The following is a 21,122-nucleotide window of genomic DNA, read 5'->3' on the forward strand; positions in this document are numbered from 1 at the left end:
CGACAAGTCAAGTGCACTCAATCGGCCGGGCCGCTACTGCTCCCCACTTGCAAAGCGGGTTGGCGGAGCAGCTGGTAAGGGCCGCTTTCGGGGTCGCGCAGCACTTGCATCACCATCTCGGCCAAAGCGATGCCGGTAGTTTGCGGTGTGGGCTGCGTCACGGTAGTCACGTTCAGCCCGGTCAGCAAGGTGTCTTGTGGAATGTCGCCATGCACCACCACCGAGATGTCTTGCCCGACGCGCAGCCCCGCATCCATCAGCCCCCGGATCAGGCCGACGCCGCCCAGGTTGTTGTCCACCAGCACGGCCGTGGGCCGGGGCGACAAGGCCAAGACCTGCGCTACCGCATTCAACCCGCTACGCCGGTCGTTCACACCCCCGATGCAATAGCCGGGCGGGCACTCCACACCGGCTGCCTGCAGGGTGCTGACATAGCCCCGGTGCCGCTGAAAAGCAAAGTTCAGCTCCAGCGGCGCATGCACATACGCAATGCGGGTGTGGCCCAAGGCCAGCAAATGCTCCACGGCCAGTTTGCTGCCCAGGTCATTGTCGAAGTCCAGCCACGAGTAGTGCGCGCACTCTGCGGTGCGGCCGTAGCCGACAAAGGGGTAGTTGTTCTCCAGCAAAAAGTCTACGCGCGGGTCGTGCACACGGGTGTTGGGAACAATGACCGCATCCACCCGCCCGCCTTTGAACAAGCGCTCGTAAATTTCCAGCTCGGTTTCGTTTTTGGCCACCGCCAGCAACAAGTCCTGGTGCTCGCGCTCCAGGCGCTCGCCCAAGCCGTCGGCCATGTCCAGAAACTGCGGATTACCCAGGTTTTCGACCGCTGCGGAATACACAATGCCAATCGCATCGGTGTTACCGCGTACCAGCCGGCGCGCACCCGCGTCGGGGCGGTAGCCCATGGCGTCTGCCATCTCTTTCACACGGGTGCGGGTGAGTGCATTGACGTCGGTGTACCCGTTCAAGGCCCTGCTAACCGTAGAGGTGGACAGCCCTAGTGCCTGGGCCAACTGCTTGATGCTCACGCTTGTCTCCGCGAATGCTGTGTTTGTTGTGGGGCGAGTTTAAAGCCGACCCCGCGCGCGGCTGGCGGGGCACCTCTGTAAAATACGCCCTCTTTCCCCGCGGCCCGCCTGTGATGCGCGGCCCACCCGACCCTGGATCCCCCTGTGACCTACGCACCCGAGACCAAGCGCCGCCGCACTTTTGCGATCATTTCCCACCCGGACGCCGGTAAAACCACGCTCACCGAAAAGCTCTTGCTGTTCTCGGGCGCGATCCAGATCGCCGGCTCGGTGAAAGCCCGCAAAGCCAGCCGACACGCCACCTCCGACTGGATGGAAATTGAAAAGCAACGTGGCATCTCGGTGGCCTCGTCGGTCATGCAGATGTCGTACCGCGACCACGTGGTCAACCTGCTCGACACCCCCGGCCACAAAGACTTCTCGGAAGACACCTACCGCGTGCTCACTGCTGTGGATTCGGCGCTGATGGTGATTGACGCAGCCAACGGTGTGGAAGCCCAGACCCGCCGCCTGATCGAAGTGTGCCGCCAGCGCGATACGCCCATCATCACCTTTGTGAACAAGATGGACCGTGAAGTGCGCGAGCCCTTGGACATCCTGGACGAAATCGAGCGCGAACTGGGCATGCCCTGCGTGCCCATGACCTGGCCTGTGGGCCAAGGCAAGCTGTTCGGCGGCATCATCAACCTGCGCACCCAGGCCATGACCGTGTTTGAGTCTGGCAGCGAGCGCCGCCCGCAAGACTTCGACACCATGCCCCTGAGCGACCCTGCCGCGCTGCAAGCCCGCTTCGGCCACGAGTGGGACACGGCGGTGGAGAGCATGGAGCTTGCCACCGGCGCATCCCCCGAGTGGGACCACGAAGCCTTTTTGGCCGGCAAGCAAACGCCGGTGTTCTTCGGCTCCGGGGTGAACAACTTCGGTGTGATGGAAGTGCTGGACGCGCTGGTCGACCTGGCACCCGCACCACAGAAACGCATCAGCACCACGCTAGTGAACCGCCAGCCGGTAGTCAAAGAAATCCAGCCTGAAGACAGCGCTTTCAGCGGCGTGGTCTTCAAGGTGCAGGCCAATATGGATGCCAACCACCGCGACCGCATCGCCTTCGTGCGCATGGCCAGCGGCAAGTACACGCCGGGCATGAAGCTGAAAGTCATGCGCACCGCCAAAGAGCTGCGCCCCACTAGCGTGGTGACCTTCATGAGCCAGCGCCGTGAAGCGGTGGAAGAAGCGTATGCCGGCGATATCGTGGGCTTTACCACCCACGGCGGCGTGCAACTGGGCGACACCATCACCGATGGCAGCGTCAACCTCATGTACACCGGCCTGCCTTTCTTTGCGCCCGAAATGTTCATGACCGTGGTGCTCAAAAACCCCTTGCGCACCAAGCAGCTGCAGCAGGGCCTGGCCCAGCTGGGCGAGGAAGGCGCCATCCAGGTGTTCAAGCCCGAAATGGGCGGCAACATGCTGCTGGGCGCGGTGGGCCAACTGCAGTTTGAAGTGGTGCAGCACCGCCTCAAGGGCGAGTACGACGCCGACATCCGCCTGGAAAGCAGCCAGTACACCGGTGCGCGTTGGATCACTGCCGACACGCCCAAAGAACTGCAGGAGTTTGTGAACGCCTACCCCATGCGCATGGCCAAGGACGCAGCAGACACGCTTGCCTACCTGTGCACCAGCCCCTACGACGTGCGCTTGGCGCAGGAGCGATTTCCGAAGATCCACTTCCACCCGCTGCGCGAGCATGCAGGCTTGGCGCTGCAGACGGCAGGTTGATCGAACAGAAAAAAGCCCGCAATAGCGGGCTTTTTTTCTGGCTAATTGGTTAAGTTAAGGGGTTTGCAAGCCCAGGATCACGTAATTTGCCGTGGGGTTGACCTGCTGCACTTTGGTCACCGTGAAGTAGCGGCTGTTTTGGCCGATGGTGTATTTGTAAGCGCGGGTTTTGTAGTTACCTCCACCAGGTCCGGTAAATCCGTCAGCAGAGAAAAATTGTGCGATTTCAGCAGCGGTAAGCGTACGCGTACCAGCTGGGTCTACGCGCGTGTAGGTCCCGTCTGTATTGGCCTGCATCGTGGTGGTTGAACCTGCGCAATCAAAGTCGGTAAACGACAGACCACGCATCACCGCAGCATCAGAAACTGCAGTCAAGTTTGCAGAGATAAAGATGCGAGTCCCTTGTTGAAAAGGCACCTTCCCGGTGTCTGAAGTACTTTGTGGCGTTTCGCCTGCAGAGCAGTACACGATCACATTGCCGTTTGCCTTTTCGCGCCCGCTTTGTGCTGAAAAGGTGGGCGAATTTGTGCCTGCACCGGTCACCGTAAATGCCGGCGAACTGAAAGTCATCACGTTGTTGGGTGACGTGCCGGTGATGACCACATTTTGAACAGTGCTCGTGCCTGCATTCGTGAAAGCCAAAGTAGGCAAAGTACCAATAACGTCGCCGCCAGTGGGAGTACTAGCAGTGGCTGCAGGTGTTGCTTCAGTGACAGCAGGAACCGTTGCCGTCACTGTGGACGTATTTGTAGAGTCATTTCCGCTGCTGCTACCGCCACCGCCGCATGCAGCTAGTGAGGTGATCAGCAAGGCAGTCGCGCTGAGGCGGAGGGGAGACGCAAGGTTTTTCATATAGCGGGGCATTGAAAAGGTGTGACAGATTTCGCATAGAGCACGGGTTGCGCTATGTCAATTTATTTTCAAAACACGCTGGGGTTTACGCATCATCCAAATGGATGATTTATTGCAAAAAGCCTAAAACCGCTCAAATCGAAATAGACTAAATAAAAAATCACAAATTAAGGGGCGGAAGTGGGAGACCTGAATTGCGTAGACACCTTCAATCACATCGTCGGGACCTTGTATGACGCGGTCCTGTACAAGGAACCGAACCATTTTTCGAATGCGCTCAAAGATTTTGAGCGAACGATTGAATCTGACAGCTGCCACCTTTTCGCGCTCGACAGAATCGGCCGGGACATCTTCACGGTGAACACCCATAGCGAGGATGTGGATCAACAAATTCAGGGGTATTACGAACATTTCCGCCATATGGACCCTAGGCTGGAAAAAACGTTGAACCACGTTGGCGAGGCCTACCGTTGCACTGACTTTTTCAGCGCCTCTTTCATGAACCGCAATGAGTTTTTCCAGGACTACCTGGTACCGATGGGGCGTGTATTCACCGCTGGCGGCATGATCTCTAAAACAGAGGACTGCAGCAACGTCATCGTTTTCAACAGGTACAAGGGCCGTAAAGATTTCAATCTCGGCGAATTGAGCGCCATCCGACGATTGTTTCCTCACCTGCGACGCGCACTGCACCTGGCTATGCAGCAGGAGGTGACCTCTCTGGCACACAACACCCAGGCAGAGCTACTGCAACAACAATCTGTCGGAGTCATAGGACTGGGAAAGCACCAGCAAGTGCTGTTTGCAAACCCCTTCGCCAGAGCACTACTGGGGTCGCTGCGCAACTTGGGATGGCGCGGCCAAGCCCTGCGGGACCACAGCCCCCTTGCGCTGATGGGTCGCCGAGCCCACCAAGAGCGCAAACCACAAGTAATTCGAGTGCCATCAGACAAAGGTGTTTTGGTGATAACGGCATGGGCTAGTCCCCGGCAAGAAACTTCCCACTGGTTACCGTCTGTCAGTGCTGCGTCTGATCAACATTTGCATACCTGCTTGATGGTCCAACTCCTGCGTCCCGGGCACCGGCTTACCCCTGCATTGCTGCAGCAGTTGTACGGCTACACCTCTGCCGAAGCTCGGCTTGCCAAAGAGCTGGCGCAAGGAACAACGGTTGAAGACTACGCCAACAGCTTTCATGTGAGCGTAGCTACTGTTCGCACCCAGTTGCGTCAAGTTTTAGCAAAATCAGGACATGCTCGACAGCAAGACCTGATTGCCCACCTTGCAGCGCTGCACACCCCCTAAGACGGGACCACACAGTCCGCAGCGGGCGTTTACGATGGCGGGCTATGCATCTTTTGAGTCAATGGCCTTTAGAGGCCCGCCGCCGCATCACCGGCATCTTTACCGACATCGACGACACCCTCACCCACGACGGCCTTATCGCCCCCGAGGCGCTTCAGGCGCTGGGGGATCTGAAAGCGACCGGGCTCACGGTGATCCCGATCACCGGGCGGCCCATCGGCTGGTGCGAGCCCTTCATGGCAGGCACCAACGGCCCGGCCTGGCCAGTAGATGCCATGGTGGCGGAGAACGGGGCCGTCGCGTTTGTGCCCGGCGCTGCCAACGCGGTTACAAGCCAAATCAACCTCCAGCCCACGTCATATATGCGTGAGGCGCTATCAAAACGATATCAACAAAGTATTGAAGTGCGCACCGCTAACCGGCTGCGTATGGACGCGATTGCCGCCCAAGTCTGCGCCGAAGTGCCGGGCGTGGAGCTCAGCCGCGACAGCGCGGGCCGCGAAACCGACCTCGCGTTCGACTACGCTGAATTCGCCCATCACTCCCCCGAAACCGTGCAACGCGTGCTGGCCCTGCTGCAAAGCCACGGCATGCAAACCACGGTGAGCAGCATCCACATCCACGGCTGCTTCGGGGACTTCAACAAATGGACCGGCGCCTGCTGGATCATCCGCGAGCTGTTGGGCCGCGACCTGAGCGCCGAGCTGGACCAGTGGGTGTTTGTGGGCGACTCGGGCAACGACCAGGCCATGTTTGAGCACTTCACGCACAGCGCGGGCGTGGCCAACATTGCGCGCTTTGTGCCGCAGCTCAGCCACCTGCCCACCTATGTGACCCCTTCCGCCCGCGGCGCAGGCTTTGCCGAAGTTGCGCAGGCCATCTTGGCGGCGAAACGCCATGACTAAGGCGCTCGACCCACGCCACCACGCGCCCAAGGGCTCGGGCACCGGGCTGCTGGCGGTATTCGGCTCCACGCTGTTTCAGCTCTCGGGCGTTTTCATGCTGTCGCCGCTGATGCTGGTGATGCTCAAAGAGCGCGAGGTATCCACCACCCTGGCGGGCTTATTTGCCGCCACGACCTGGCTGGGCATCTTCATCGTCACCCCGTTTGCATCGGCCATCACCCAGCGCTGGGGGCGGCGGCGCGCGATGTGGTTTGCCTCGGGGGTACCGCTGGCAGCGGCCATCGGGTTCATGGCGACCGACCACCTGGGCCTGTGGTTTGCCTTGGAGCTGTTGGCCGGTATCGCCGGGGGCATGCGCTGGGTGCTGGCAGAAGCTTTTATTGCTGAGTTCTCGCCGCCCGAGCGGCTGGGCCGCACCATGGGCATGTACGCCACCATGGTCGGGCTGACATTTGTGATCGGCCCCACCTTGCTCGCCTGGACCGGTAGCAGCGGTCACGCGGCGCTGGGCCTGGTGATTACGCTGCTCACCATCGGCCTGCTATGGACGGCCCTGATTCCCCCGATTGCACCCCCTGCCGAGCCCGACACCGCCCATGCTGGCCCGCGCGGCCTGTGGCTGGCGGTGCAGCAGCACCCGATCTTGATGCTGGCAGGCTTTATCGGCGGCTTTTTTGAGTTGGGCTTGGCCTCCATCCTGCCGCTCTACGGCCTCACGCTGGGCATGGGTGCCAGCGCCGCGGCGCTGATGATTTCAGTGAGCGGAGCCGGCAGCACGCTGGTTGCCATCCCGGTGGGCATGGTGGCTGACCGCTTTGCCAACCCGGTGCAAGGCCGCCGCACACTCATGGTGGCCGTGGCGGCCATGGCGCTCGTGTGCGCGGCTGCCCTGCTGGCGGTGGTGCGCCTTCCGTGGATCGTGTGGCCGGTTGTGTTTTTGCTCGGCGCAGCTGGCAGCGCGCTCTACACCTTGTGCATGACCGATATCGGCGCCCGTGAAAAAGGCAACCAGCTGGTCAACAGCACTGCCGTGCTGGTGCTCAACTACACCTTGGGTGGTTTGGTGGCGTCGGGCATCAGCGGTGCGCTCATTGAGCGCTCCGCCACCGTCACCTTCCCTCTCGTGTTGATGCTGGTGGCAGGCCTCGGGCTAGGCACGCTGCTCAAAGAGCACCGCCGCCAAACCTGAACGGGCGCCACCCACGCGCTGGTTTCTTGACCCGGCTTTTAGCCGCCTAGTTTTTGGCGGCTTTCTTTTTGGTCGGAGCCGATTTGGCTTTGGATGCGGGCTTGGCCGATTTCTTCACGACTTTTTTGCCGGTCGCCTTGGCCTTGCCTTTGGCTGACGGTTTGGCCTTGGCGCCCGATTTGGCTTTGGTCTTGGCGTTCGCCTTGGCTTTGGCTGATGGTTCCGCAGCCCGCTTGACCACGACCGCCTTGCCCGCCGGGGGCAGCAGGTCTTCGGTAGTAAGGCCATAACGTCCGGCCATGGTGGCCCACGCGGTGCCTTGGGCCTTTTGGGGCAACACACCATCCATCATCTGCTCACCTTGTGGGGTGAGCAGCGCGCCGCCGTGCAAGGCCGCTTGCAATTGCGATGCGTTGGGGGCGGTTACGCCTTGCTGGGCCAGTGCCCCTTGCGCCAGCTTAAGGGCCAGGCGCACCTCGCCATAGCCCAAGGGTCCGGTCGCAGGCTCGAGGCTGGCAGCGCCTGCGGTAGCCGTGGGGCGGCCGCTACGCAGGGTGGTGACCACCTGGTCTGCATCGTGGGGGTTGCCGATCCAGCTGCCGAACTCGGCAATCAGGCGTTCGGTGGAGGCCGCGTTATCGAGGGTGGCAGTCACCCCTTGGGCCTGCACCCATGCGGGTGCCGCGACGGCACAGGCCATAGCCATCACCGTGGCGCGCAGGCCGCGCTGCAGCCACACGGGGCTGCACAGTTGAAAAATGTTGCTCATAAATGCAAGCTTAGCCGCTCGAAGGCGGGGTTTTCGGGGGGCAAATGTTACGGGCTGGTAAAGCCTTGAAGCACATTCACCGCATTCACGCCGACCGCGTCCACCGCATAGCCGCCCTCGAACACAAACACCGTCGGCAAACCTGCCCGCGCCAAGCGCTCGCCCAAGCGTAGATAGTCTTGGGTGGTGAGCTTGAAGCCCGAAATCGGGTCGCCTTCAAACGTATCCATACCCAGCGACACCACCAGCGCGTCCGCGCCGAACTTGGCGATGCCTGCCAACGCTGTCTCCAGTGCCTGGGCCCAAGTGGCGTAGTCGGTGCCGCGCGGCAGCGGCAGGTTCAGGTTGGCGCCCAAGCCTGCGCCGGTGCCGGTTTCATCCGCATGGCCCAGATAGAACGGGTACTCGGTGCGCGGGTCGCCGTGGATGCTTGCGAAGTACACATCGGGCCGGTCGTAAAAAATGGCTTGGGTGCCGTTGCCGTGGTGATAGTCCACATCGAGCACCGCCACCTTTTGCATACCCGCATTGCGCAAATGCTGTGCAGCCAGCGCTGCGTTGTTCAGGAAACAGTAGCCACCAAAAAAGTCGGCCCCTGCGTGGTGGCCGGGCGGGCGGCTCAAGGCAAAGGCAGCGCGGTCGCCAGCCAACACCGATTGTGCCGCGCTCAGGGCGCAGTGTGCACCCTCTTTGGCGGCCACCCAAGTGCCGCTGGTAAACGGCGTGCCTGCGTCGTACGAATACAAGCCCACTTTGGCCGCGAAGTTGTCCGGCTCAATATCAGTGCGGAAGGTGCGCGCGGGCCAGGTGGACGGAAGAATGTCTTTGTCCGCATTCGCCGCGTCCAGCGCCACCCACTGGTCCCAAGCGGTGGCTAGAAAGCGCAGGTAGCGCGGGCTGTGGATGGCGGTAAGCGCTGCCTCGTCAAAGGCCTGCGGCTCCAGCACCGCGCCCAGCTGGCGGCGCTGCAGCTCTGCCAGCACATGGTCGGCACGGGCCGGACCTCAAAGCACGGCACCAGCGCGCCACGGAACATTTCGACCTTCCCTTGGTGTTGGGCGTGGAGGTGGTTGTAAAAGGTTTTCATGGTGGTTTATGAACAAAATTGATCACTAGTGCACGTGGAATATGCGCAAGCAGCTATCAAATAAATAGCGAATTAGCTCTGGGGGCGAATCACCAGCTCATCGTATCCGGTGAGCGAGTCCGGCTCCCGGGTGAACTGCCAGTCGGGCAGCAGGGCCAGCAGCACCTCTGCGGTGGTGAGTACGATGCAGCCCGGTGCCACATGCCCGCCGAGAACCTGCCCCGTGGCGGTGGAAATGGCCATGTGCATGTGCGAGCCCGTCTTGTTGCCATCAGCGGCGACGGTGCCCGAGAGGGTGAGGATCTCCATGCTCTCCGTCAACCGCGTGGGCTGCGCCGCGCCCGCCAAGCGGATGCCCGCCGTAGACAGGCTGCCGATGCCGGACAACACAAACGCTGCGCGGCAGTTTTGGGCTTGGACCTCGGCTTCCAGTGCGGCGCGCAGGTCTTGGCCGGGGGTGAGGCGAACAGGAAATGGCTTCATCAAATCCCTCTCAAATCAGCCGCTAGCTCTTATGGAACATGCGCGAGCAGCTCTTTATTTGATAGCAAGCACGCTTTCGCGTGCTGTCGTCAGTACGGCTTGGGGGTGATGCGTGCGCCCAGGGCGAGCAGCTTTTCGTCCAGCTTTTCGTAGCCGCGCTGGATCATGTTGGCGTTCTGCACCGTGGACTTGCCGCTGGCGCACAGGGCGGCGCCCAAGAGGGCCATGCCGGCGCGGATGTCGGGGCTTGGCAAGGTGGTGCCACGCAGGCGGCTCTTGCCGCTGATGACCACGCGGTGCGGGTCGCACACCACGGCGGCGGCGCCCATGCCGATGAGCTTGTCCACAAAGTACAAGCGCGACTCAAACATCTTCTCGAAGAACAGCACATTGCCTTCCACCTGCGTGGCGAGCGTGATCATGCAGCTCATCTGGTCGGTGGCGAACTGGGGCCAGGGGCCGTCGCCGATGACGGGCATGGCGCCGTCAAAGTCGCGGGTGACCTGCATGCGCTGGTTGCCTGACAGGAAGATGTGTTTGTCGTGCAAGTCGATCTTGACGCCCAGGGTCTCAAACACGCGGTGGCACATGCCGTAGGCGTGCTTGTCGGTGCCCTCGACCGTGATTTCGCCACCGGTGGCAGCGGCCAGCGCCAGGTAGGACGCGGCCTCGATGTGGTCGTGGCACACGGTGTAGGTGGTGCCGTGCAGCGACTCCACGCCTTCCACGCTGAGCTGGTTGGTGCCGATGCCGCTGATCTTGGCGCCCATGGCGTTGAGCAGGTGGGCCAGGTCTTGCACGTGCGGCTCGCAGGCCGCGTTGCGGATAAGGGTGTGGCCGCGGCTCACTGCGGCGGCCATGAGGATGTGCTCGGTGCCGGTGACGGATGGCTCGTCAAAAAACAGCTCAGCGCCAGTCAGCGGGCCGGGCATGGTGAAGTCGTAGACGCCATTGATGCTGACCTTGGCACCCAGCTTTTGCAGGCCGTAGAAGTGCGTGTCCAAGCGGCGGCGGCCGATGACGTCGCCCCCCGGGGGGAACAGGCGCGCAGAGCCGGTGCGGTGCAAGAGGCCGGCCACACACAAGATGGAGGTGCGCACCTTGTTGCACAGGGCCTGGCCGATTTCGCTGGTGCGCACGCTGGCCACATGGATGCTGACACGCTCGCCGCTGCGTTCGACCTTGCCGCCGATTTCGACGATCACGTCCAGCATATGGCGCACGTCGATGATATCGGGCACGTTGTCGAGGATGACTTCCTGGTCCGTAAGGATGCAGGCCGCAATCATGGGCAGGATGGCGTTTTTGTTGCCGGAAGCGCGAATGGTGCCTCGCAGGGGCACGCCGCCTTCAATTTCAAATGTCGACATGGTGAGATTCAGTGTTGGGAGACCGGGGTTTTCCGGCCAAGGGGGAGATTGTTACCGCTCCGGGCCCGATTCTTGTAACTTTGTGCTGTAACGGTTACAGGAACCGCGACGAAGTTGGCACTTTTCAGGCGGCCAGCCAGCGGGCGAAGGCGGCGTTGACGGCGTCCGGCTGCTCCATCGTGCTCATGTGGCCGCAGTCTTCCAGCACCACCAACTCGGCGTGCACGTCGTGCATGGCGTCCACCATGGCCTGGTGCTGCTCGGGCGGGCTCCAGGCGTCTTGCCGGCCAGTGAGCACCAGCGTCGGGCAGGTGATGCCGGCCAGCACCGGCGCGGCGTCGGGCCGGGTGAGCAGCGCGTTGATTTGCGCTGCAAACTGGGCCGGGCTGCTGCGCTCCAGCATGGCCAGTACTTGCTCGAACACCGGGCCGCCCACCACGGAGGGGTGCACCATGGGGCGCGCCCACATGGCGCCCATGGCCCGCATGCCGGCGCGTTGCGCGTGCGACAGCAGGGCCATGCGGCCGGCTTTTCTTTGGCGCCAGCTTCGCCTTCAGCCAGGGGGTGCACGCCGGTGTCCAGCAAGGCCAGGCGTTCTACCCGCTCGGAGGCCAGGCGCATCACCTCCAGGGCCACACGCCCGCCCATGCTGTGGCCAGCCAGAGCAAAGGTGGCGGGGGCGGCAGCCAGCACCTGCTGCGCCATGGCGGTGAGCGAGTCGGTCAGGCCCCAGTCAATCACCACGCAATGGTGGGTGGCCGACAAGGCCTGCACCTGAGGTGCCCAGACAGCGGCGTCGCACATCAAGCCGGGGAGCAATACGAGGGTTTTGGTAGTCAAATCAGGCTCCAGCGCCCGCAGAATCTGCGCGAGCAGCTATCAAAAACATAGTGGATTTTTTAAGACACCGGGATGAAGCGTTGCCCGCCCGGCGCTGAGACTCACACTGTAGCGGCTGGCAGGGCGATTTCAATCGCCAGCCCCGGCTGGGCATTGCGCACCGCAAAGCTGCCCCCATGCGCCTGCGCCACCAGGCGACACAGGTACAGGCCCAGCCCCACGCCACCGCCTTCGCGGGTGCGGGCCGCATCGGGCCGGAAGAAGGGTTGGCCCAGGTTGGGGAGCTGGCTTTCTTCCACACCGGTGCCGAAGTCGCGCACGGCGATCGACAACTGCCCTTCCGTCCATTGCACGGTGATTTGCGGCGCTGCGGATGCGCCCGCGCTATGGCGCAAGGCGTTGTCCAGCAGGTTGCGCACCAGCAGGCGGATGCGGGTTGGGTCAAACTGCAAGGGGGGCAGGGCCGGGGGTACATGCATGTCAATGACGGGGCCGGCTTGCTCGTCTGCGGTGGCGTGGGCGGTTTGCAGCTCACAGACTACGTCTTCCACCAATGTGCACACATCTACCGCCTCGCGGTGCAGGGCAACGTGCGGGCTGGCCAGGCGCTCGCTTTCCAGCAAGTCGGTCACCAGGTCGCGCATGAGGGCCAGATCGCGCAAGAGCGCATCGCGGCCGGGCTGCACATCGGCCGTTTCGGGCAGCAGCTCGGTGTTCAGCCGGGCGCGGGTGAGGGGGCTGCGCAGCTCGTGGCTGATGGCCAGCAGCAAGGTGCGCTTGGCCTCCAACATTTGGTGGATGTCGGCGCCCATGGTGTTGATGGTGGCGGCGAGTTCACCCAGCTCGTCGGGGTGGTGGGCGCGGCGCACCGGAATGGTTTGGGCAAAGTCTCCGGCCCCGAAGCGCTGTGCCCCGGCACGGATATCGTCCAGCGGGCGCAGCATGCGGCGCACCCGCCGGTAGGCCAGCGCAGTTAGGAGCAACAGCACCGCCAAGGTAGCCCAACCGATGTAGCGTGGCCGGTCGTGCCAAGCCTGCACGCTCAGGCCGAAGCGAATGCGGTGGCCATCGGCGGTGGTGCGCTCAAAGAAGCGCATTTCTTCAGGCGGTTGGCCATTGCGGGCCTCGGTGCGGGAATACAAGTCCTCAACGTGGCTGCGCCAATTCACTTGCGGCCCGCTGATGCGCAGGGTGAGCGGCAGGCGCTCCGTCAGGGCTTGGGCCCGCTCAACGCTGGGCGGACTCCCCAGCCCGGCGGACAGGGTGTCGATGTAATCGGCCACCAGGGGCTTGGCGGCATCGCGCCAGCCCATGCTGAGGGCTGCTTGCATGCCGAACATAAACGTGAAGGCCATGGCCAGCGCCAGCATCACAAACAGGGCCATCAGCCGGAAACGCAGCGAATGCGCCAGCAAATGTTTGGCGCTGCGCTGCACACGGATGCAATCCCGGATGCCGGGCCAGCCTTTGCAGGCGCGCAACAGCGCTTGCCCTGCGCTCATGCAGCCGCGCTCCGGGGTGCCAAAGCCAATGTGTAGCCGGCGTTGCGCAGGGTTTTGATGCAGTCCAGCGGCTCCAGCTTTTTGCGCAGGCGGCTGACCACAATGTCCACCGCGCGGGTGTAGAGCTCGGCCTCATGGCCGCGCAGCTGGTTCAGGATGTCGTCACGGCTGAACACCTTGCCCGGCGCACGGGCCAGCAAGAGCAGCAAATCGAACTCGGTGCCGGTGAGGTCAATGGCCTCGCCTTGGCGCTGCACGGTGCGGGTGTCCACATCAATGCGCAGCTCCTGAAAGCACAGCTGGTTGGGGTCGGCCGCAGCGGCTTTGGGCGCTGCAGGTGCGCGGCGGCGCAACACGGTTTGCACCCGGGCTACCAGCTCACGAGGCTCAAACGGTTTGGGCACATAGTCGTCTGCGCCCAGCTCCAGGCCCACCACCCGGTCCATCACCTCGCCGCGCGCGGTGAGCATGATGATGGGCACGTCGTTGTCTTTGCGGATAGCACGGCACAGCGCAAAACCATCCATCTCGGGCAGCATCACATCCAGAATGGCCGCATCGATCCCGCCCTGCGCCAAACGTGCCAGCCCATCGCTGGGGCGCAGGCAGTGCTCCAGCGCCATGTCGAAGCGCGCAAAGTAGGCGGCTAGGGGGCCGCCGAGCTGGGTGTCGTCATCGATGAGCAGAATGCGGTGCATAGGCGTCAGTGGGTTGCGGGCCTATTGTCACCGCCGGACAGCAAGCTGCGGTGGCGCAGGATCAGGCTGCGCAGACGGTCGCGCTCGGCATCGGCCAAGCGGTCAAACAGGTCGGCCGCCCTTTGCACATCGTGCAGCACCTGGGGCACGTACCCCGGGCGGCGCTCCAGCAGACGCAGGGCGTGCTCCCGGTCGAAGCGCGGGCCCCACACCAGGGCCATGACTTCGGCGTAGGGCTCAGCGTAGCCCTCCAGCACCACAGCCCCGTAGGCGCGCAACGGTGCGGCAATTGCGTTCAGGGTGACCGGCGCCATGACACTCAACCCCGGCTGAACCAGTGGCCGCGACCATCCATGTACTCACGCACCTTTTGTTGCTGGGCGGAGTTCAGACTGTTGTAGAAGTTGGCCATTGCGGCGATGACTTCGGGGCTCTTGGTCTGGATGGCTGCGGTCTTTTCGTTGATCAGGGTCTGGGCGCGGACAGCGTCAAACTTGTCGCCGGCCACCAGAGCCTTCATCTCCGCACGCGGGTCTTTGGTCTGGCCGATCAGGGCGGCACGCTGCTCGAACATCTTGTCGCCTACTACCGCCAACAGCTTTTTCTGCTCAGCGTTAAGGTCGAGTTTGCTGGCAACCTTATCAACCATCTTGTCGCGCTTGGCAGCATATTGCTCAGCGCTCATGCTGGTGCTGTAGTCATGTGAACGGTGGCCGCACGCGGCAAGCCCACTGACTAGCACCAGGGCGGTCACGGCACCTATGAGCGTGCGCTTGGCATGGTGGTGTAAAAAGAAATTGGTCATCACGGTCTTTCTGAACCCTGGCGGGTAGTTGGAATATGACCGTGATGGTGCCGTCGAAGCCCTGACACAGGGTGTCAAGGGGGTTGCGGTTTGTTTCGGTTTATTTCAGCGGTGAGTCTTCACCTCGCCAGCACCGCCTCCAGTGCTTTGCCGGTGTGCGTGCCCAGCTTGACCACGTCTTCCGGCGTGGTGGCGGCCACCACGCGGCCTCCGCCATTGCCGCCTTCAGGGCCGAGGTCCAGCACCCAGTCGGCTTCGGCGATCACATCGAGGTCGTGCTCAATCACCACCACGCTGTGGCCGCCATTGACCAGGCGGTGCAATACATGGATAAGCTTTTCCACGTCGGCCATGTGCAGGCCTACGGTGGGCTCGTCCAGCACGTAGAGCGTGTGCGGAACTTTGTTGCCGCGCTTGCCTACGTCGTCACGCACCTTGGCCAGTTCGGTCACCAGCTTGATGCGCTGTGCCTCGCCACCACTCAGGGTCGGTGAGGGCTGACCCAGCGTGAGGTAACCCAAGCCCACGTCTTTGAGCAGCTGTAGCGGGTGAGCGATGACGGGCATGGCCGCGAAGAAATCGACCGCTTCATCGACTTCCATTTGCAGCACATCGCCGATGTTTTTGCCGCGCCAAGTGACGGCCAGCGTCTCGGGGTTGAAGCGCGCGCCCTTGCAGGTTTCGCACACCACTTTCACATTCGGCAAGAAGCTCATGCCGATGGTGCGCATGCCCTGCCCTTCGCAGCTCGGGCAACGGCCTTCGCCGGTGTTAAAGCTGAAACGGTTGGACGCATAGCCACGCGCCTTGGCCTCCAGCGTGTCGGCGAAGAGTTTACGGATGGTGTCCCAAAAGCCGATATAGGTGGCGGGGCAGGAGCGCGGTGTTTTGCCGATGGGCGTTTGGTCCACTTCGAGCACGCGGTCTATGGATTCATAGCCGGTCACGCCTTCGCAGCCGAGCCAGTCGATTTTTTCACCGGCCTCCAAGGCATCGCGACCGGCTTTGGTGCTGCGCTTTTGCACGGCGGTTTGCACGTTGGCCAGCAACACGTCCCGCGCCAGGGTGGATTTGCCAGAGCCGCTGACGCCGGTGATGGCAACCAAGCGTTTGAGCGGCACATGGGCGGTAACGCTCTGCAGGTTGTGCATGGTGGCGTTGGTTACCGTGAGCCAGTCGATTTTTGGCTTGTACGCTGGGGTGTCTGCTGAGCTCGCCACGGGCAGCCCGGCAACGGGCTCCTCATGCATTTGCTGCGCAACTGCCAAATCGTCACCCGCTGCCGGGCTACCCGCGGCTGCGACAGACATTTTTGCGGTTCTGCGGTCGGCTAATGCGGCGTATTCGGCGGCTACCTTGGTGCGTTCAGCGAGTTCGGTGTTCGCGGCAGCGCTGTCGAGGATGCGCGCCGCTTCGACCGCTGCTTTCTGCGCTTTGGCACTGAGCTTCTTCGCAGGTTTACCAGCGGCGGAGACGCTTGCGCCGGAAGCCGATTTCGAGCTCGCAGCGCGAGCGTATGAGGCGCCCGGCGTAAGCGCCTCGGCCGCGTCGAGCACCAATGTCTCCGCATGGCTAACCATTCCCCGACGCAAAGCCAAGGGATGCTTCATGGCGTGGAGTAGATAACGCCCCGTCTGCGACTCAGGTGCGTTCTGCACATCGGCAATCGAGCCCTGCGCCACCAGCCGCCCTCCGCGTTTGCCTGCGCTCGGCCCAATGTCGATGATGTGGTCCGCATGGCGGATGGTGTCTTCGTCATGTTCCACCACCACCAGCGTGTTGCCCTTGTCGCTTAACGACTGCAAGGCGCCCAGCAGAATTTTGTTGTCGCGGGCATGCAAACCAATGGTCGGCTCGTCCAGCACGTAACAAACCCCTTGCAGGTTGCTGCCCAGCTGGGCCGCCAGGCGGATACGCTGCGCTTCGCCGCCACTGAGCGTAGGCGCGCCGCGGTCGAGCGTGAGGTAACCCAAACCCACCTCCTCCAAAAACTCGAGGCGGCTGCGGATCTCGGGCACCAGGTCACGGGCGATGTCCCCCTCGCGGGTCGTCATGCCGCCGGCCACCTGCAGGGTCTGCACCCACGCGCGCACGTCGGTCACCGAGAGGCGTGCAATGTCGGTGATGCCCACACCCGCAAACTTGACGTTGCGCGCCGTGGCATTCAGGCGCGTGCCGTTGCAAGTGGAGCAGGCTTTGTCGTGCAAGTCTTCAATGTCGGCTTCGGCAAAGGTCTGCTCACGGCCTTTGTTGTCGTCGTCTTTCACCGAATCATCAAACACCTTGCGCTGCTCTTTGGTGAGTGCCACGCCCGTGCCCACGCAGTCGGGGCACCAGCCGTGTTTGCTGTTGTACGAGAACAGACGCGGGTCCAGCTCGGCATACGATGTCGCGCACACCGGGCAAGCGCGCTTGGTCGAGAACACCTGCACCTTGCCCACACCAGCCGCAGACTCGCCAGCTGCCATCACCTCGCGCAGGCTGCCAATATCGCTCAACACGTAGACCAAGCCCTTGCCGTGGGTGAGTGCGTCGGCCAGCGCAGTGCGTAGCGCGGACTCGTTAGCAGGCGTCACATCCAGGCTGGCTACTGGCAACTCGATGTTGTGCTCCTTGAAACGGTCAATCCGCGGGAAGCCACTGGTAGGCAGGAAATTGCCGTCCACCCGCAGGTGCGTGAAGCCCTTGGGCCGCGCCCAATCAGCTAGCTCGGTGTACACGCCCTTGCGCCCTTGCACCAGTGGTGCCAACAGGCCGATGTGCTGACCGCGGTAGTTCTTGAGCAACTGGGCCGCAATGCTGTCTGCGGACTGTGGCTCCACCGCTGCGCCGTCTTTGAAGCAATGCTGGGTGCCCAGCTTCACGTACAACAAGCGCAAGAAGTGCCACACCTCCGTAGTGGTACCCACCGTGGACTTGCGCCCGCCGCGCGAGAGGCGCTGCTCGATGGCCACTGTGGGCGGAATGCCATACACCGCATCCACCTCGGGGCGACCTGCGGGTTGCACGATGGAGCGTGCATAGGCATTCAAAGATTCGAGGTAACGCCGCTGCCCCTCGTTGAACAGAATGTCGAACGCCAGCGTCGATTTGCCGGAACCGGACACGCCGGTGACCACACTGAACTTGCCGCGCGGAATATCTACTGACAGCGACTTGAGGTTGTGTTCCTTGGCGTTGACGATACGGATGGAGTTCGACGTGTCAGCGAGCAGCGCCTCGGAGGTGGATGGGCTTGCGCCCGGGGCCGATTTGCTAATCGCAAAGCGAGTAGATGAGGCCTTGGGCGCAAGCCCATCGACCGAAGCAACAGAGGTAAACGTAGCCGACGACTCCGCCACCTCATGAATCACACCCATAGCCGCCGCATACTCCCTAAGCGCCTTGCCGGTGTGCGAAGTGGCATGCAACAACAAGTCTTCGGGCGTACCGTATGCCACGACCTGCCCGCCCGCATCGCCCCCCTCGGGCCCCAGATCGATCAGCCAGTCGGACGCGCGAATCACATCCAGGTTGTGCTCAATCACCACCAGCGAATGGCCGGCGTCCAGCAGCTTGCGCAAGGCGCGCATCAGCTTGGCGATGTCTTCAAAGTGCAGACCGGTGGTCGGCTCGTCCAGCATGAAGAGCGAGCCCTTGCGCGCGAGGAACTGCCTGCTGGAGCTAGCGCTCTTGGCCGCCTCAGCCAAAAAACCCGCAAGCTTGAGGCGCTGCGCCTCTCCACCCGACAGCGTAGGCACCGGTTGGCCCAGCTTCACATATTCCAACCCCACATCCACAATGGGTTGCAGCACGCGAATGACTTCGCGGTCCGCGCTAAACAAGTCCGCCGCTTCGCTCACGGTGAGCCCAAGCACATCGGCCACATTGACGTTGCGGCCCTTGCGCTCAATCGTCACTTCCAGAATTTCGGGGCGGTAGCGCTTGCCGTCGCAGTCCGGGCAACGCAAATACACGTCGCTCAGGAACTGCATTTCCACGTGCTCAAAGCCCGAGCCGCCGCAGGTGGGGCAGCGGCCATCGCCGCTGTTGAAGCTGAACTTGGCGGCGGTATAGCTGCGCTCCTTGGACAAGGCGGCGCCCGCAAACAACTCTCGAATCGCGTCCCACGCCCCCACATAGCTCACCGGGTTGGAACGCGCCGTTTTACCAATGGGCGACTGGTCCACAAACACCATGTCGCTGAGCTGCTCAGCACCCAGCAGGCTGGTGTGGGCGCCCGGTGTTTCGGTGGCTTTGCCAAAGTGGCGCAACAAGGCGGGAGCCAGCACATCCTGAATCAGCGTGGACTTGCCGGAACCGGAGACCCCGGTGACGCACACGAGGCGCTGCAGCGGAATCTCCACCGACACATTTTTGAGGTTGTGCTCGGTGACACCTTCCAGGATCAGGCGCGGGTGGTTGGGCGCGACCATGCGCTTGAAGCCCATGCCCACCTGCTTGCGGCCGCCCAGGTAAGCGCCGGTCATGGTGTCTGCGCCCTTCAGCGCTTCGGTTGTGCCGTCAAACACGATCTGGCCGCCCCTCTCGCCGGGGCCGGGGCCCATGTCGATCATGCGGTCGGCCGCCAGCATCACCGCCGGGTCATGCTCCACCACCACCAGCGTGTTGCCCGCATCGCGCAAGCGCTGCATGGCCACGATGATGCGGTTCATATCGCGCGGGTGCAGGCCGATGCTGGGCTCGTCCAACACGAACAGGGTGTTGACCAACGAGGTGCCCAGCGCGGTGGTGAGGTTGATGCGCTGCACCTCGCCACCACTCAGTGTGCGGCTCTGGCGGTCCAGCGTGAGGTAGCCAATGCCCACGTCGCACAGGTATTTGAGGCGGGTGCCGACCTCTTCGAACAGGAGCTTGAGGGTTTTGTGCTCGGCCTCAGACGCGGTTGGGACAGTTTTCTCCGGCAACGCCGCAGGCAGGGAAGCGCCAGGCTCCTCATGCATTTGCTGCGCAACTGCCAAATCGTCACCCGGCACTTCCCTGCCTTCGTCTTGGCGAGTGGGGACAATCCCCCCGAAGATGCCTAAATCGGATTGCAACGCATCAAAAAACCGCTTGAGCCGGTCCAGCGGCATAAGCATGAAATCGTGCAATGACAAGCCGGGCAAAGCCTCGAGCTGCTCGCGGGACCATTTCACACCCTTGGGCATGAAGCGCTTGGCCGGGTCCAGCGCCATATCGGCCTGCTCTTTGGTGCCAATGCGCCAGAGTAGGCTCTCCGTCTTTAGGCGCGAGCCATTGCAGGTCGGGCAGGTGGTGTAGCTGCGGTATTTGGACAAGAGCACGCGGATGTGCATCTTGTAGGCCTTGGTCTCCAGGTATTCAAAGAACCGGTCCACACCGAACCAATGCTGGTTCCACTTGCCGTTCCAGTTGGGCGAGCCCTTGAGCACCCAGTTTTTTTGCTCTTGCGTCAACTTGTACCAAGGCGTGTCGCGCGGGATGCCGCTGGCCTCGGCGTGGCGCATCAGGTCGTCCTGGCACTCTTGCCATGCGGGCGTTTGCATCGGTTTGACCGCACCAGCACGCAGGGTGAGTTTGTCGTTAGGGATGACCAAGCCATAGTCCACCCCGACCACGCGCCCGAAGCCGCGGCAGGCATCGCAGGCGCCCACCGCCGAGTTGAAGCTGAACATCGACGCAATCGGGTCGGTGTAGCGAATATCGCTCTGCGGGCAGTGCAGACCGGTAGAGAAGCGCCAGATTTCAGGCGCTGCATTTGCTATGGTTTCAGGAGCTGCTTGCGCAATATCTGCCTGGGCTACAGCCTCTTTCAATACATAAGCATTCAAGCGCCCGCTGCCGCGCTTCAAAGAAGTCTCAATGGCTTCCAGCACCCGCGCTTTTTCCACCCCATCGATGCGGAAGCGGTCAGCCACCACATCCAGCACTTTGCGCACGCCGTTGACGGTCGACACCTCGCGCTCCGCCTGCACCCGCGTGAAGCCGCTGGCACTCAGCCACTGGGTTACTTCGTCAGGGGTGGCGTTGCCCGGTAGCTCTACAGGAAAGGTCAATACCAGGCGCGGGTTGCCCTCGGCAGCAGCGCGCTGCAGTAGCGTGGTGTAAATCGTCTCGGGGGTGTCGTGCTGGACCGGCAGCGCAGTGTCTTTGTCAAACAGGCTGCCCGCACGGGAAAACAAGAGCTTGAGGTGGTCGTTGAGCTCCGTCATCGTGCCCACAGTCGACCGGCTCGAGCGCACCGGGTTGGTCTGGTCAATCGCAATTGCAGGGGGCACGCCCTCCACCTTGTCGACCGCCGGCTTGTCCATGCGGTCCAAAAACTGGCGCGCATACGCGCTGAAAGTTTCCACGTAGCGGCGCTGGCCCTCGGCGTACAGCGTGTCGAACACCAGGCTGGATTTCCCCGACCCACTGGGCCCGGTGACCACGGTCAGTTCACCCGTGCGGATGTCCAGATCGAGGTTCTTGAGATTGTGCTGTCGCGCTCCGCGAATGCGGATGGTGCCCTGGGTCATGATGAATGCTCTCTAGGTGGGGAGAGACATT

15 protein-coding genes and 2 pseudogenes are annotated in these 21,122 nt (G+C 62.5%); 4 read left to right on the plus strand and 13 right to left on the minus strand.

Annotated features, from left to right (window positions below; all coding sequences use genetic code 11):
• Nucleotides 1-17 precede the first annotated feature (17 nt).
• Nucleotides 18-1,031, minus strand: a complete 1,014-nt coding sequence (locus RAE19_RS06135; protein ID WP_313874083.1) for a substrate-binding domain-containing protein — start codon at nucleotides 1,029-1,031, stop codon at nucleotides 18-20.
• Between the two features lie 144 nt (nucleotides 1,032-1,175).
• On the opposite strand from RAE19_RS06135, the gene RAE19_RS06140 reads away from it, so the two are divergent.
• Nucleotides 1,176-2,807, plus strand: coding sequence for a peptide chain release factor 3 (locus RAE19_RS06140; RefSeq protein ID WP_313874084.1), 1,632 nt, complete (start codon nucleotides 1,176-1,178; stop codon nucleotides 2,805-2,807).
• A 54-nt stretch (nucleotides 2,808-2,861) separates the two neighbouring features.
• Here the strand turns inward: RAE19_RS06140 and RAE19_RS06145 are convergent, their stop codons facing one another.
• On the minus strand, nucleotides 2,862-3,617 hold the full coding sequence (locus RAE19_RS06145; RefSeq protein WP_313874085.1) for a hypothetical protein: 756 nt from the start codon (nucleotides 3,615-3,617) through the stop codon (nucleotides 2,862-2,864).
• Nucleotides 3,618-3,839: 222 nt separating this feature from the next.
• On the opposite strand from RAE19_RS06145, the gene RAE19_RS06150 reads away from it, so the two are divergent.
• From RAE19_RS06150 to RAE19_RS06160, 3 genes are read left to right on the plus strand one after another with little or no spacing between them, the layout of a single operon-like run.
• Nucleotides 3,840-4,964 (plus strand): helix-turn-helix transcriptional regulator, encoded by a 1,125-nt coding sequence (locus RAE19_RS06150; RefSeq protein ID WP_313874086.1) that lies wholly within the window; start codon nucleotides 3,840-3,842, stop codon nucleotides 4,962-4,964.
• A 44-nt stretch (nucleotides 4,965-5,008) separates the two neighbouring features.
• On the plus strand, nucleotides 5,009-5,869 hold the full coding sequence (locus RAE19_RS06155; RefSeq protein ID WP_313874087.1) for an HAD family hydrolase: 861 nt from the start codon (nucleotides 5,009-5,011) through the stop codon (nucleotides 5,867-5,869).
• Nucleotides 5,862-7,058, plus strand: a complete 1,197-nt coding sequence (locus RAE19_RS06160) for an MFS transporter (RefSeq protein ID WP_313874088.1) — start codon at nucleotides 5,862-5,864, stop codon at nucleotides 7,056-7,058. The genes RAE19_RS06155 and RAE19_RS06160 overlap by 8 nt, the downstream gene beginning before the upstream one ends.
• A 46-nt stretch (nucleotides 7,059-7,104) precedes the next feature.
• Here RAE19_RS06160 and RAE19_RS06165 read toward each other — a convergent pair whose 3' ends face one another.
• The 11 genes and pseudogenes from RAE19_RS06165 to uvrA all read right to left on the minus strand — a co-directional run bounded on the left by RAE19_RS06165 (nucleotide 7,105) and on the right by uvrA (nucleotide 21,091).
• Complete coding sequence (locus tag RAE19_RS06165; protein WP_313874089.1) at nucleotides 7,105-7,827, minus strand: hypothetical protein; 723 nt, start codon at nucleotides 7,825-7,827, stop codon at nucleotides 7,105-7,107.
• A 47-nt stretch (nucleotides 7,828-7,874) separates the two neighbouring features.
• Nucleotides 7,875-8,914, minus strand: a pseudogene (locus tag RAE19_RS06170) (histone deacetylase family protein).
• A 72-nt stretch (nucleotides 8,915-8,986) separates the two neighbouring features.
• Nucleotides 8,987-9,397: a PPC domain-containing DNA-binding protein gene (locus RAE19_RS06175; RefSeq protein ID WP_313874090.1), complete on the minus strand. Its 411-nt coding sequence runs from the start codon at nucleotides 9,395-9,397 to the stop codon at nucleotides 8,987-8,989.
• 89 nt (nucleotides 9,398-9,486) lie between these two features.
• Entirely contained in the window at nucleotides 9,487-10,767 is a 1,281-nt protein-coding gene (gene murA / locus RAE19_RS06180; RefSeq protein ID WP_313874091.1) for a UDP-N-acetylglucosamine 1-carboxyvinyltransferase, read from the minus strand.
• A 124-nt stretch (nucleotides 10,768-10,891) separates the two neighbouring features.
• Nucleotides 10,892-11,245: an alpha/beta fold hydrolase gene (locus RAE19_RS06185; protein ID WP_430962567.1), complete on the minus strand. Its 354-nt coding sequence runs from the start codon at nucleotides 11,243-11,245 to the stop codon at nucleotides 10,892-10,894.
• A pseudogene (locus RAE19_RS19415) lies at nucleotides 11,128-11,571 on the minus strand (alpha/beta fold hydrolase); the annotation flags it as partial. The pseudogene RAE19_RS19415 and the gene RAE19_RS06185, both read right to left, overlap by 118 nt.
• A gap of 137 nt (nucleotides 11,572-11,708) precedes the next feature.
• Nucleotides 11,709-13,109 (minus strand): sensor histidine kinase, encoded by a 1,401-nt coding sequence (locus RAE19_RS06195; RefSeq protein ID WP_313874094.1) that lies wholly within the window; start codon nucleotides 13,107-13,109, stop codon nucleotides 11,709-11,711.
• Nucleotides 13,106-13,807: a response regulator transcription factor gene (locus RAE19_RS06200; RefSeq protein WP_313874095.1), complete on the minus strand. Its 702-nt coding sequence runs from the start codon at nucleotides 13,805-13,807 to the stop codon at nucleotides 13,106-13,108. Before RAE19_RS06200 ends, RAE19_RS06195 begins: the two co-directional genes overlap by 4 nt.
• Before the next feature lie 5 nt (nucleotides 13,808-13,812).
• Nucleotides 13,813-14,121: a hypothetical protein gene (locus RAE19_RS06205; RefSeq protein ID WP_313874096.1), complete on the minus strand. Its 309-nt coding sequence runs from the start codon at nucleotides 14,119-14,121 to the stop codon at nucleotides 13,813-13,815.
• A 5-nt stretch (nucleotides 14,122-14,126) separates the two neighbouring features.
• Nucleotides 14,127-14,612: a Spy/CpxP family protein refolding chaperone gene (locus tag RAE19_RS06210; RefSeq protein WP_313874097.1), complete on the minus strand. Its 486-nt coding sequence runs from the start codon at nucleotides 14,610-14,612 to the stop codon at nucleotides 14,127-14,129.
• Nucleotides 14,613-14,731: 119 nt separating this feature from the next.
• Nucleotides 14,732-21,091: an excinuclease ABC subunit UvrA gene (gene uvrA, locus RAE19_RS06215; protein WP_313874098.1), complete on the minus strand. Its 6,360-nt coding sequence runs from the start codon at nucleotides 21,089-21,091 to the stop codon at nucleotides 14,732-14,734.
• Between the last annotated feature and the right edge of the window lie 31 nt (nucleotides 21,092-21,122).

Source organism: Rhodoferax potami, assembly GCF_032193805.1.
Taxonomy (GTDB): domain Bacteria; phylum Pseudomonadota; class Gammaproteobacteria; order Burkholderiales; family Burkholderiaceae_C; genus Allorhodoferax; species Allorhodoferax potami_A.

Coding starts and splice junctions, on each gene's coding strand:
- RAE19_RS06210 (WP_313874097.1), bottom strand. CDS start 14,612: ATGACCAATTTCTTTTTACACCACCATGCCAAGCGCACGCTCATAGGT.
- RAE19_RS06175 (WP_313874090.1), bottom strand. CDS start 9,397: ATGAAGCCATTTCCTGTTCGCCTCACCCCCGGCCAAGACCTGCGCGCC.
- murA (WP_313874091.1), bottom strand. CDS start 10,767: ATGTCGACATTTGAAATTGAAGGCGGCGTGCCCCTGCGAGGCACCATT.
- RAE19_RS06155 (WP_313874087.1), top strand. CDS start 5,009: ATGCATCTTTTGAGTCAATGGCCTTTAGAGGCCCGCCGCCGCATCACC.
- RAE19_RS06195 (WP_313874094.1), bottom strand. CDS start 13,109: ATGAGCGCAGGGCAAGCGCTGTTGCGCGCCTGCAAAGGCTGGCCCGGC.
- RAE19_RS06165 (WP_313874089.1), bottom strand. CDS start 7,827: ATGAGCAACATTTTTCAACTGTGCAGCCCCGTGTGGCTGCAGCGCGGC.
- RAE19_RS06205 (WP_313874096.1), bottom strand. CDS start 14,121: ATGGCGCCGGTCACCCTGAACGCAATTGCCGCACCGTTGCGCGCCTAC.
- uvrA (WP_313874098.1), bottom strand. CDS start 21,091: ATGACCCAGGGCACCATCCGCATTCGCGGAGCGCGACAGCACAATCTC.
- RAE19_RS06160 (WP_313874088.1), top strand. CDS start 5,862: ATGACTAAGGCGCTCGACCCACGCCACCACGCGCCCAAGGGCTCGGGC.
- RAE19_RS06200 (WP_313874095.1), bottom strand. CDS start 13,807: ATGCACCGCATTCTGCTCATCGATGACGACACCCAGCTCGGCGGCCCC.
- RAE19_RS06185 (WP_430962567.1), bottom strand. CDS start 11,245: ATGGGCGCCATGTGGGCGCGCCCCATGGTGCACCCCTCCGTGGTGGGC.